The following is a 12,171-nucleotide window of genomic DNA, read 5'->3' on the forward strand; positions in this document are numbered from 1 at the left end:
CGGGGTCAGACCTCCGGGCCTGTGATGTACTTCCCGTTCTCGTCGTACGGCCAGGCGTTGGACTCGCAGCCGTCCAGGCCCTTGATCTGCTGCATCATCACCGGGGCGAGCCGGCCGGGGCCGGAGCAGCCCAAATGGGTACGCAGACCGATCTCGTGGCCGACCTCGTGGTTGATGATCAGATGCCGGTATTCCGAGGCCGGCCCGTCGAATGTCGGGGATCCAAGGACCCAGCGCCGCAGATTGACCACGACACCGTCCACCGTCTCGCAGTTCAGCTCGCCGTGGGTGTCGAGTCCCTGGGCACCGCAGAGCTTGTCGGCGGTGGCCGGGGTGGCGATACGGATGACGAAGTCGGCGTTCGTGGAGACCAGCTGGAAGGAGCCCCGGCCGTGCGCGGCCCAGCCGCGCGGATGGGCGAGGATCCGTTCGATCTCGGCCGCCGCTTCCTTCGCGGAGATGTCGACCCCGTTCTCGACCTGGACGCGGTAGCGGCGCAGCGGCCCCTGACCGACCGGGTCGCCATGCGCCCGCGCGGTGGTGAAGGTGCCGGGCCCCGAGGCGGGGACACGGGGCGCTGCCGACGATTTCTCCCCGTCGTCCTTTCCGTCGTCCTCGCCGTCGTCCTCGCCGGCCGACGCGGACGGCGAGGACGACGGGGGCGGGGGCTCCGGGGACGGGGGCTCCGGGAACGGCGTGCTGGGCGACGCGGGGAGCACGTCCGCGGTCGTGGTGGCCCCGCTCTCCCCCGTACCGCCGCCCTGCCAGGCGGCGACGGCGGCTCCCGCGCCGAGGAGTACGACGACCAGGCCCAGCCCTACCGGGCCCAGCCGGACGGGCGGACGGCCGCGGCCACGGCGCCTCCCGCGCACGCGAGCACGGACACGGTCACGACCGCGGCGGCCTATTCGACGGACGGCGGCGCGCTTACCCAAAACGAACGTCTCCCCTGGTGCGACCGGCGTGGGGGGAGAGGCGCGAGTGGGGGCCTCTGTGCCGGGGTCTGCTGATGATCTGCTGCGCGCGATCGATCAGACCGAAGGCCCGCGCCCTTGATGACGGACGGGGCCCTCGATGGGTTCCGTTTCGGAGCGATCAGCAACGGTCGGCTGCTTGTCGGCCACGAGGGAACGGGCGGCCCCCGGTCGGGGAGCCGCCGTAGAAACAGGGATCAGCCAGGGAGGCGCGGGTCAGCCGAGGGTGTCGGCCGCGAGCGGCGAGGAGTCGCGCAGGAACGTCGCGCAGCGCTCGTACTCGTCCTGCTCCCCGATCGCCTGCGCGGCGCGGGCGAGCGCGTGCAGGGCACGCAGGAAGCCGCGGTTCGGCTCGTGCTCCCACGGCACCGGGCCGTGGCCCTTCCAGCCGCTGCGCCGCAGGGAGTCCAGCCCGCGGTGGTAACCGGTCCTCGCGTACGCGTACGACTCGACGACATGGCCGTTCTCGAACGCGGCGTCGGCGAGCTGTGCCCAGGCCAGCGAGGAGGTCGGATACTTCGCGGCGACGTCGGCGGGCGGCGTGCCGTTCGCGAGCAGCTCACGCGGCTCGGGATCGTCGGGCAGCTGAGTGGGGGGCGGTCCCCCCAGCAGGTTTTCATGGATGGCCATACCTACAGTCTGCCTTGCTCCGGCCCGGCGGACCCCGCGTCCCCGCCTCCCGCCGAACCCCCGCCCGGACCTCCGCCCAATCCCCCACGCGGACCCTTGCCCGAACCCCCGCCCAAACCGCCGCCGGGCCCCCCGCCCAAACCGCTACCGGGCCCGCCGGAACCGCCGGCCGCGCCGCCCCCGCCGTCGGCCGCTCCCTCCCCGGCCAGCCGCTCCAAGGGCGGCGCGGACAGTCCGCAGTTCACCCGGCACTCGGGCTCGGTCCGGGCGGCAGCCGCCTTCGGCGTACGTACCGTCGCCCAGGCGATCAGCGCGCCCGCCACCAGCACCCCCGCGCACAGCGGCATCGCGCGGTGGAAGGTGGTGTCGAACTGGGTCGCCGAGTGGTACGCCTCCGGGCCCGTGCCCGTGAGCAGCGGGAGCGCGGCGACCGCGAGCAGGCCCGCCGCGCGGGCCGCCGCGTTGTTGATGCCGCTGGCCAGACCCGCGCGCGCGGTGTCCACGGAGGCCAGCACCGTCGATGTCAGCGGCGCGACCAGCGTCACCATCCCCATCCCCAGCACCACCAGCGCGGGCAGCACATCCGCGAGATACGAGGCGCCCGAGCCCACCCGCAGCATCAGCAGCAGCCCGGCCGCGCACAGCAGCGGCCCCACGGTGAGCGGGATCCGCGGGCCGATCCGCTCCGCCAGTTCGCCGGAGCGCGCGGAGAGCAGCAGCATCAGCACGGTCGTCGGCAGCAGCGCGGCCCCCGCGCCGAGCGCCGAGTACCCGACGACCACCTGGAGCTGGAGCGAGGCGAGGAAGAAGAAGCCGCCGAACGCCGCGTACACGCAGAGCGTCACCAGATTCACCGCGCTGAACTGCCGGGACGCGAAGATCGACAGCGGCAGCATCGGGTCCGCTCTGCGCCGCTCGACCAGTACGAAGACGACCGCGACCAGCACGCCCGCCACCCCCGACCAGGCCGCCTTGCCGATCAGCGCGTAGGTGATCAGCGCCAGCGCCGCCGCACCGAGGAACGCGCCCAGCACATCGAACCGGCCGTGGTGCGCCGGATCCCTGGTCTCCGGTACATGGCGCAGCGCCACCGGTACGCACAGCGCGGCCAGCGGCACATTGATCAGGAACACCCAGCGCCAGCCGGGACCGTCGACCAGCCAGCCGCCGAGGAACGGGCCGACGGCCGCGCCGACCCCGCCGAGCCCCGACCACACCCCGACGGCCCGCGCGCGGTCGTCCGGATGGAAGCTCGACTGAATGATCGCGAGCGAGCCCGGTACGAGCAGCGCCCCGCCCACACCCTGGAGCGCGCGGGCGATGATCAGCACCAGGGCGCTCGGCGCGACCCCGCACAGCAGCGAGCCGCACGCGAACCAGACGATCCCGATCACAAAGATCCGCCGCCTGCCGTACCGGTCGCCGAGCGATCCACCCAGCAGGATCAGCCCGGCCAGCGTGAGCATGTAGGCGTTGACGGTCCACTGGAGGTCCGCGAGATTCGCGTTCAGGGAGTCCCCGATATGCGGCAGCGCGACATTGACGACGGTGGAGTCCAGCAGGGCCATGGTCGAGCCGAGCACCGTCGTCAGAATGACCCAGCGCCCCTTGGCGGACGACAGCCTGATGTCCATACGGGGATCATCCTCGTCCCGAAGCCCGGTGGCGACCCGGCGGACGATATGGCAAGGGCCCGGCATCGTGATCGATGCCGGGCCCGCCGTACGGGAGATACCGCTCCCGCGCGTTACTTGAGCTTGGTGCCCGTCGAACGCAGCGCGGCGCACGCCTCGGTGACGCGCTTGGCCATGCCGGCCTCGGCCAGCTTGCCCCAGGTGCGCGGGTCGTAGGTCTTCTTGGAGCCGACCTCGCCGTCGACCTTCAGCACACCGTCGTAGTTCTTCAGCATGTGGTCCGCGACGGGACGCGTGAAGGCGTACTGGGTGTCGGTGTCGAGGTTCATCTTCACAACGCCGTTCTCCAGCGCCGTGGCGATCTCCTCGGCGGTGGAGCCGGAGCCGCCGTGGAAGACGAAGTCGAAGGGCTGGCTGCCTGCGGCCCTGCCGTACTTGGAGGCCACACCATCCTGGAGGTCCTTGAGCAGCTCGGGGCGGAGCACGACATTGCCCGGCTCGTAGACGCCGTGGACATTGCCGAAGGACGCGGCCAGCAGGTAGCGGCCCTTCTCGCCGAGGCCAAGGGCCTCGGCCGTACGCAGCGCGTCCTCGACGGTGGTGTACAGCTCGTCGTTGATCTCGTGGCTGACGCCGTCCTCCTCGCCGCCGGTCGGGGTGATCTCGACCTCAAGGATGATCTTGGCGGCGGCGGCCTTGGCGAGCAGTTCCTCGCCGATGGCCAGGTTGTCGGCGAGCGTCTCGGCGGAGCCATCCCACATATGCGACTGGAAGAGCGGGTTGCGGCCGGCCGCGACGCGCTCGGCGGAGATGTCGAGCAGCGGGCGGACATAGCCGTCGAGCTTGTCCTTGGGACAGTGGTCGGTGTGCAGCGCGACGGTGATGTCGTACTTCGCGGCGACGATATGCGCGAACTCGGCAAGGGCGACCGCACCGGTCACCATGTCCTTGTTGTACTGGCCGCCCAGGAACTCCGCACCGCCGGTGGACATCTGGATGATGCCGTCGCTCTCGGCCTCCGCGAAGCCACGCAGTGCGGCGTGCAGGGTCTGGGACGAGGTCACATTGATGGCCGGGTAGGCGAACTTGCCTGCCTTCGCCCGATCGAGCATCTCGGCGTAGACCTCGGGGGTTGCGATGGGCATCGGGCCGCTCCTTGTGATGTGCGGGTGAGAGGTTCTTGTCCCTGACCTGGGGGCGACGTCATCGTCACCCCCATCTTTCCAGACTCCTGTACGGACTCCACCCGGGTCCCGGCCGTTTCACGTGAAACAGCCGGGACCCGGACGAAAGCCCAGCTCAGCCGAGACCCAGTTCATCCAGCGCATAGACATTGAGGTACGGAAGGCCCGCCTCCGCGATCGCCGGAGCGGCGCCCCGCTCCACGATGACCGCGACCGCGACAACCTCGCCGCCGGCCTCACGGACCGCCTCGACCGCCGTCAGCGGCGAACCGCCCGTGGTCGAGGTGTCCTCGACCACCAGACAGCGGCGCCCCTTGACGTCCGTCCCCTCGATCCGGCGCTGGAGGCCATGCGCCTTCTGCGCCTTACGGACAACGAACGCGTCGAGCCGCTGCCCGCGCGCCGCGGCGGCGTGCAGCATCGACGTCGCCACCGGATCGGCGCCCAGCGTCAGCCCGCCGACGCAGTCGAAGTCAAGCTCGGCGGTGGTGTCGAGCATGATCTGACCGACCAGCGGTGCGGCATGACCGTCCAGCGTGATCCGGCGCAGATCGATGTACCAGTCGGCCTCGATCCCCGAGGAGAGGGTCACCCTGCCGTGCACCACGGCCTTGTCCTTGATCAGTTGCAGCAGCTCAGCCCGTACGTCAGTCATGCCCACGAGCTTAGGTCCTGTGTTCAGAGCCGCCGCCAACGCCAGGTCGCGCCGATCTCCAGCGGCTCCACGGGGGTGACCAGCCGGGGCGCGGTATTGAGCCCATTCGGCGGACCCGACTGCGGTTCCACACACACCGCCTCCGCCTGCTCGTCATAGACCACCACCCACTCGGCGCGGCTCGTGACCTTCAGCTCCAGCCGCTCGGGCCAGGTCAGGGTCACCTCGACACCGTCGGGCATCCCGAAGCAGTCGTCCCAGGGACCGGGGCGCGGCGTGATCCTGCGCCCGGTGGGCAGATGGTCGGCGCCGCGCTCCTCCTGCCAGGCGGGGTCGAAGTCGACGCGCGCCTCGCTTCCCCCCAGATCACGCAGAAACCACGGGTGCCAGCCGGCCTGGGCCGGGAAGGACGTGTCGTACGTCTCCACCCCCAGCCCCAGCGTCAGCGAGTCCTCGGTCAGCTCGAACGTCTGGGTGACCCGGCCGCTGTACGGCCAGGGGTCGACGAGGTCATACGTGAACACCGCCTCGCTCCCGGCCACCCGCGCGGGGCGCCAGGCGGTGTCCCGGCCGGTGCCATGGATCGCGTGCGGCGGGGAGTTGAGCGGCATCTGATGGACGACCCCGCCGTTGCGGAACTGGCCGTTCTCGATCCGCCCACACCACGGCACCATCGGGAAGCAGCCGTACCGCTCGCCCTGGCGCAGCACTTCGGTCCCGCCGATACGCAGACTGCCGATCCGGCAGCCGTTCGCCGGGGTGATGGTCAACTCGGCGTCGCCCGCCGCCAGTCGGATGCTCTCTTCGCTGCTACTCACACCACGACATTACTTGCGCCGACGCAGTGCCCGTCCGACCACCACGGCGGAGGCGAGCGCGAGCGCGGCGGCGGGCGCGACCCAGCGCAGTGTGGCCCGCGCGCCCCCGGCGTCGGGAGCGGGCACGGGCGCGTAGCGCCCACGCGGCGGCGCGTGATCCACTTCCTCGGCGCTGCGCCCGATCATGGTGCGACGCGCGTGCGCGGCCTCGGCCGGCGGCTCGTCCGGAATGATGAAGTCTCCCTCACCGGCGACGGTCTCCCCGTCAAGAGCGAGGCCGGGCGTCTCGGGCCCGAACTCCGACAGCGCCTCCGCCACGATGTCCTCCGGCGGCTCCGTCTCCTCCCCCAGCCGCGCGACAAAACGGTCCAGCAGCCGACGCGCCGCGGCGGTCGTCGTCTCGGCGGGCAGCTCCGCGAGCCGGCCCTCCGAACGCGATCCGCCCGTGAAGGCGAGCGTCGTGCCGTCCGGCGTCTCCATCAACCGCACGGTGAGCGTCAACTTGGCGGAGCCAGAACCCCGGACCTCCTCGCCCTCGCCCTCCACCTCGAAGACACCGTCCCGCTCGGCGACCGTGAGCCTGCCGCGATAGGTGATCGTGTGACCGCCGATACGCACCTTCATACGCCCGGAGAGCGGCCCGGCCGACTCTTCCGCGTCGTGCTGAAGCCCAGGCACACAACGGGCGACCCGAGCGGGGTCGCCAAGCGCCTGCCGAAGAGCCTCTGCCGTGACCGGAACGAACACCTCATGCTCCATAAACCCCGAGGGTAACGCCGTGCGCCTTGTTCGGGGCGGGTTTCGGCTGGGGCCGGTTTCGGGTGCGGGTTGTTGCCGGGGTGCGGTGCGCCTCCGGCGGGGTGCGGGTGCGTGGCCGGGTGCGGGTTGTCGCCGGTGGTCGCTCCGGGCTCGCGCCCGGGCCGGCAAGATTTACGGCGCGCAGCGGCCCAGCCCATGGGTCGGGCGTTCGCGCGCCACAAATCACGCTCTACGTCCCGGACACGACCCCTGCGCGCCCCCCTTCACCGCCCGTCACCGACTGGCCCGGCCGTGCGCAAGGGTGGGAGGGGGAGGCGGCGGCACTCTCCCGCACCAGCCCACCCACCCGCACCGGGACGGCGATGGCCGGGACCACCGGGCCGCACCTGCCCCCCACAACCCGCCGGGCGGCGAGTAGTCGGGACCCACCGGGGGGAGGGGGTCGGGGTCGTAGGAGGTGCGTGTCCGGACACTAAAGCGTGATTTGTGGCGCGCGGACGCCCGAACCATCGTCTGGGCAGGGTCGCGCCGTAAATCATGCCGTCCGGACATGTACCTCCGGAGGCCCCGGCCCCCGGCACCACAACGCACGCACCCGCAACCCGCACCGCGCACACCTACCCGTACCGCGGATGCACCAGCGTCGACGACGGCAGCCCCCGCATCCTCGTCCGCTCCACCCCCCGCGCCCCCGCCACCAACACCGCCCCCTCCAGCGACCGCAACCTCGGCGCGTCCCGCGCCAGCCCCAGCCTCGGGGTCGCGCCCACCGCCGCCAGTTCGAACCCCCAGTCGCTCACGGCCGGCGTGCCGTCCTTGACCCGGTCGGGGCCCGCCGCGAAGCCCGACGGCCGCCCCGTCGCGTGGTACGGCGTGGTCCCGAACCCGGCCGCCCGCAACGTCGCGTCCACCGTCCAGTACGTATGCCGCTCCGCCACCGGCGACCCCGCGTGCACCACCAGCCGCCCGCCGTCCGCCAGCACGCGCGTGGCCAGGCCGTAGAACTCCTCGGAGTACAGCTTCGTACTCGCCGTCACGCCGGGATTCGGCAGATCCGAGATGACCACGTCGTACCGCCCACCCCCAGGCCCCCCACGCCCCCCACGACCCCCGACGCCACCGGCGTCCACCGCTCCGCGCAACCACATGAACGCGTCCGCGTACACCGCCCTCACCCGCCCGTCCCCGTACACCTCCCCGTTCAGCTCCCGCAGCGCCGGATCCGTGCGGGCCAGCCGGACGACCTCCGGGTCCAGCTCGACCACCGTGACCTCGCGGACGCCCCGGTACCGCAGGACCTCGCGCGCGGCCAGCCCGTCGCCCCCGCCCAGGATCAGCACCCGCGCGTGCGGACCGCGCATCGCGGGATGCACCAGCGCCTCGTGGTAGCGGAACTCGTCGCGCGCGCTGACCCGCAGCCGCCCGTCGAGATACAGCTCCAGCGGCCCGCTCCGGCCGCCCGTGATGACGACTTCCTGGGCGCCGGTGTGGAGGGCGACCCGCACCTGGTCGCCGTAGACGGCCCGCCGCGCCGCCCGTTCGAAGTCGTCCACCAGGACGGCCGCCGTGCCGAGCAGGGCCAGCACCAGCACGTTGACGATCACCAGCACCCAGCGTGAGCGCGGCCTCAGATCGCGCCGGAAGAGCCAGAGCACCAGCCCGCCCCCCGCCACCGCGTTCACCGCGCCCGTCAGCAGCGCGCCCGTCAGCTGGCCCAGCCAGGGCAGCAACAGGAACGGGAAGGCGAGCCCGCCGACGAGCGCCCCCACGTAGTCGGCCGCGAAGAGATCCGCGACCGTTCCCTCCGCGTCCTGGCGGGAGAACCGCTGGATGAGCGACATCAGCAGCGGAATCTCGGCGCCGATAAGAACGCCGATGGCCAGCGAGAAACCGACCAGTGCGTAGCGGGACTCGCCCAGCCATATGAAGCTCGCGTACAGCACGAGTGCGGAGGAGCCGCCCAGAAGCGCCAACGCCGCTTCCAGCAGCCCGAATCCGAACGCGGCGCGGCACCGCAGCCGCTTGGCGAGCAGCGAGCCGACACCCATCGCGAAGACCATCACCGAGAGGACGACCGAGGCCTGCGTGACGGAGTCCCCGATCAGATACGAGGCGAGCGCGACCAGCTCCAGCTCGTACACCAGCCCGCACGCGGCGCAGATGAAGACCACGGTGAGGATCAGGTAACGCCCGGCGCCCGCGCGCACGGGAAGCCGCGCGCCACCCCGGGGCGGCGAGGACACGGACTGCTCGATCATGTTCGTAACGCTACGTCACGAATTCATTGCGGTTTGTCACCCACACGGGTGCATCTACAGCACGGCAGGCATACGGACCCCCACCCGCGTCCGAGTGACGACCAGGCGGCCTTCCTGTGGATACGCATGCCAGGTACGCCATCGGACCTGGCCGCCGTCGCGCTGCGCGAGCATCGCGGTGAAGGCGTTCGGGGCGCCGGGGAATGTCCCCGCCAATCCGTTCGGGTGGTCGGCCACGAGTGCGAGCAGTTCCTGCGCGCGCCCGGCGAACGACCCCTGGGACAACGTCTCGACGCGCGCGGCGAATTCGTACTCCCAGTCCCCGAGCCGCTTGGAGACGCCGAGCGGCAGCGGTGTGCTGCTGCCCGGGATACAGGCGACGGTCTCGGAGCAGGTGCCGCGCTCCTCCTCCAGAATCACCTGGTGAGAGGCGCCGAGCAGCCTCAGCTGAAGCCCGGCGCCCGCGAGATCGAGGTCGAGGACGGCCAGGGCGGGGACCGGCTCCCGGCCCAACGCCCAGGCCAGATCAGCGGCGCGGGTGTCGGTGTAGGCGGTATTGAGGGTGGTGAGCATGGGTCGGCTCCGCAAACACGCTTGACGGGTGAACCGGGGATGTCCCGGACGATGAGCGAGTGGCTTGTGGGGGGAGATCGCCTGCTCGGTTCCGTATCAGGCCCGAGGGCTGGAAGCTCTCAACAGCGAGGGAATCACGAAGTACGCGACGCTCACAGTGTTTTTACCCAACTTGAAGGGGTTTCCATCCCGTCGGGGGCCCAAGGGTTCAACTGTTCAATCAAAAACGGTCGGAGAAGGCCCGCCGGGCCGCCGTCCGAACGGTCGGCGCCGCCAACACGAAGGTGCCCGGCGGGAGTTCGTTCCCCACCGGGCACCGTCGTGAGCGTGGATCAGCTGCCCCGTGTCAGCTGCCTCCTCCGCCGCAACCCCCGCCACCGCCACCGCCGCACGACGAACCACCGCCGCATGAAGAACCACCGCCGCACGACGAACCACCGCCGCCGCACGACGAACCGCCGCCGCTGCCGCCGGCCCACCAACTGCCGTCGGCGCGGCGCCTGGCGCCCCGCTTCTTCAGCGAGGGGCTCGACACGCGGTTCTTCGCCTTCACACGCGGCGGCTTCTTGCGCTTGTCCCCGCTGCCCACACTCGCCACGACCCCGACGAACGCCACCGCGATCAGTACGACCACCACGGCTACCATCGCCCTCACCGTCCTTCTGTTCCCCCGTGGCGAAGCCCCGCGCCGTCGCGCGACCGGCTCCGCATCGACCGGCTTGCTGCCTGAACTTCCCGCGTGAACTTCTCGCGTGCCTTGGGTGTCCCCCCGGCGCCCCGCGGCCAAAGCCGACTTGAGCAAGTCCAGAGGTTCGGCACAGGATGGCGGCCATGACCAAAGAATGGCTCGGCGGCACCACGATCTTCGCGGAGATGTCGGCGCTGGCGGTACGCACCGGCGCGATCAACCTCGGCCAGGGCTTCCCCGACACCGACGGCCCCGAGGAGGTCAGGGAAGCGGCGGTACGGGCGCTGCGCGAGGGCAAGGGCAACCAGTACCCACCGGGCCCCGGCGTCCCGGAACTGCGCGCCGCCATCGCCGGACACCAGCTGGAACGCTACGGACTGACCCACGACCCGGACACCGAGGTCCTGGTCACGGCGGGCGCCACCGAAGCGATCGCCGCGGCTTTGCTCGCCCTGGTCGAGCAGGGTGACGAAGTGATCGCGCTGGAGCCGTACTACGACTCTTACGCCGCCTGCGTCGGCATGGCGGGCGGCACCCGCGTACCGGTCACCCTGCGCCCCCGGGACGGCGCGTACCACCTGGACCTGGACGAGCTGCGGGACGCCGTCACCGACCGCACCCGCCTCATCCTCCTCAACACCCCGCACAACCCCACCGGCACCGTCCTCAGCCGCGAGGAACTGACCGCCGTCGCCGAACTCGCCGTCGCACGCGATCTGCTGGTCGTCACCGACGAGGTGTACGAACACCTGGTCTTCGAGGGCGAGCACATCCCGCTCGCCTCGTTCCCCGGCATGCGCGAGCGGACCCTGACGATCAGCTCGGCGGGCAAGACCTTCTCGTTCACCGGCTGGAAGGTGGGCTGGGTGACGGGACCGCCGGAGCTGGTGCGGGCGGTGCGCTCGGCCAAGCAGTTCCTGACGTATGTGGCGTCGGGCCCGTTCCAGTACGCGATCGCCGAGGCCCTGCGGCTGCCGGAGACCTACTTCGAAGGGCTGCGCGCCGATCTGCGCGCCAAGCGCGATCTGCTCTCCACGGGTCTGGCGGCGGCCGGTTTCGAGGTCTACCGCCCGGCCGGAACCTACTTCGTGACGACCGACATCCGGCCGCTCGGGGAGAGCGACGGCTTCGCCTTCTGCCGCGCCCTGCCGGAGCGGTGCGGTGTGGTCGCCGTCCCCAACGCCGTCTTCTACGACCACCAGAAGCAGGGCGCCCCGTTCGTACGGTTCGCGTTCTGCAAGCGGACCGGCGTTCTGGAGGAGGCCGTGTCACGGCTGCGCCGGCTGTAGCCGCTCACGGGACGCGAAAGCCCGGCTCAGGGCCGCGATCACAGACGATCGCGGCGCCGGCCGGGCCCTCGTGCGGCGCGGTCCGCGTGCTCAGGCGTCCTCGGGCTTCTCGTCGCCCGGCTCCAGGCCCAGCTGCTCGATGAGCCACTTGTCGAACTCGATCGACGCGCGCACCCAGCTGACCGTGGACGACACGAAGTGCTCCAGGCTGACCCCCATGCCGATCAGCATCTGGGCCTCGCCGATGAGCCGGACGGTGGGCGGACCGTCACCCTCCTCGTGGATGTGGGTGTAGACCTTGGGCCACAGGGTGCGGCGGTTCCAGTCGTCGATCGCGTCGAGGACCTTCGCCTTGTCCGTGATCGGGTGCGGCCGGTCGTAGAACGTCCGCACGGAGAAGACCTGCTGGTCCTCCTCGCCGCGGAACATGAAGTACGTACGGAATTCCTCCCACGGCGCCGCGAGGTCGCCCTCGTCGTCGACGACGTACTTCAGCTCCATCTGTTCGAGGAGCTGCTTGACCAGATCCTGGTCGGGGACGACGGGGCCCGCCGGTCCTGCACCCTGCGGTTGGGGCTGGCCCCCGAAATTCGGAATCGAGGACGGGTCGATGCTCACCGTGAATTTCCCTTCGTACGGTTCCTGCCATCCTCCCCCATAGCGGGGAGGCCCTGGCAACCCCGGCCCGCCGATCCGGCGAACAAGGCAC

At 71.2% G+C, this 12,171-nt stretch carries 12 protein-coding genes; 1 reads left to right on the forward strand and 11 read right to left on the reverse strand.

Features of this window, described 5'->3' with window-relative positions; all coding sequences use genetic code 11:
• Positions 1-5 precede the first annotated feature (5 nt).
• The 10 genes from M1203_RS30930 to M1203_RS30975 all read right to left on the reverse strand — a co-directional run bounded on the left by M1203_RS30930 (position 6) and on the right by M1203_RS30975 (position 10,140).
• Positions 6-872, reverse strand: coding sequence for a DUF3152 domain-containing protein (locus tag M1203_RS30930; protein WP_249953135.1), 867 nt, complete (start codon positions 870-872; stop codon positions 6-8).
• A gap of 318 nt (positions 873-1,190) precedes the next feature.
• On the reverse strand, positions 1,191-1,604 hold the full coding sequence (locus M1203_RS30935) for a DUF3151 domain-containing protein (RefSeq protein WP_249953136.1): 414 nt from the start codon (positions 1,602-1,604) through the stop codon (positions 1,191-1,193).
• Between the two features lie 2 nt (positions 1,605-1,606).
• Positions 1,607-3,238: an MFS transporter gene (locus tag M1203_RS30940; protein WP_249953137.1), complete on the reverse strand. Its 1,632-nt coding sequence runs from the start codon at positions 3,236-3,238 to the stop codon at positions 1,607-1,609.
• Positions 3,239-3,351: 113 nt separating this feature from the next.
• Positions 3,352-4,383 carry a class II fructose-bisphosphate aldolase gene (gene fbaA / locus M1203_RS30945; protein ID WP_249953138.1) on the reverse strand — a complete coding sequence of 344 codons (1,032 nt, stop codon included), beginning with the start codon at positions 4,381-4,383 and terminating at the stop codon, positions 3,352-3,354.
• A gap of 154 nt (positions 4,384-4,537) precedes the next feature.
• Positions 4,538-5,077, reverse strand: a complete 540-nt coding sequence (gene pyrE / locus M1203_RS30950; RefSeq protein ID WP_249953139.1) for an orotate phosphoribosyltransferase — start codon at positions 5,075-5,077, stop codon at positions 4,538-4,540.
• A gap of 23 nt (positions 5,078-5,100) precedes the next feature.
• A complete protein-coding gene (locus tag M1203_RS30955) occupies positions 5,101-5,895 on the reverse strand; it encodes an aldose 1-epimerase (protein ID WP_249953140.1) in 795 nt (264 codons plus the stop codon).
• Positions 5,896-5,904: 9 nt separating this feature from the next.
• Positions 5,905-6,654, reverse strand: a complete 750-nt coding sequence (locus M1203_RS30960; RefSeq protein WP_249953141.1) for an SRPBCC domain-containing protein — start codon at positions 6,652-6,654, stop codon at positions 5,905-5,907.
• A 617-nt stretch (positions 6,655-7,271) separates the two neighbouring features.
• Entirely contained in the window at positions 7,272-8,912 is a 1,641-nt protein-coding gene (locus tag M1203_RS30965; protein WP_249953142.1) for a polyamine aminopropyltransferase, read from the reverse strand.
• A 54-nt stretch (positions 8,913-8,966) separates the two neighbouring features.
• A complete protein-coding gene (locus M1203_RS30970) occupies positions 8,967-9,485 on the reverse strand; it encodes a DUF2617 family protein (protein ID WP_249953143.1) in 519 nt (172 codons plus the stop codon).
• 346 nt (positions 9,486-9,831) lie between these two features.
• Positions 9,832-10,140 (reverse strand): hypothetical protein, encoded by a 309-nt coding sequence (locus M1203_RS30975; RefSeq protein WP_249953144.1) that lies wholly within the window; start codon positions 10,138-10,140, stop codon positions 9,832-9,834.
• A gap of 176 nt (positions 10,141-10,316) precedes the next feature.
• Here M1203_RS30975 and M1203_RS30980 point away from each other — a divergent pair, with 176 nt between their 5' ends.
• Positions 10,317-11,462: a pyridoxal phosphate-dependent aminotransferase gene (locus M1203_RS30980; RefSeq protein WP_249953145.1), complete on the forward strand. Its 1,146-nt coding sequence runs from the start codon at positions 10,317-10,319 to the stop codon at positions 11,460-11,462.
• Positions 11,463-11,552: 90 nt separating this feature from the next.
• Here M1203_RS30980 and M1203_RS30985 read toward each other — a convergent pair whose 3' ends face one another.
• Positions 11,553-12,080: a YbjN domain-containing protein gene (locus M1203_RS30985; RefSeq protein ID WP_249953146.1), complete on the reverse strand. Its 528-nt coding sequence runs from the start codon at positions 12,078-12,080 to the stop codon at positions 11,553-11,555.
• Between the last annotated feature and the right edge of the window lie 91 nt (positions 12,081-12,171).

It is taken from the genome of Streptomyces sp. 35G-GA-8 (assembly GCF_023534745.1).
Lineage (GTDB): Bacteria > Actinomycetota > Actinomycetes > Streptomycetales > Streptomycetaceae > Streptomyces.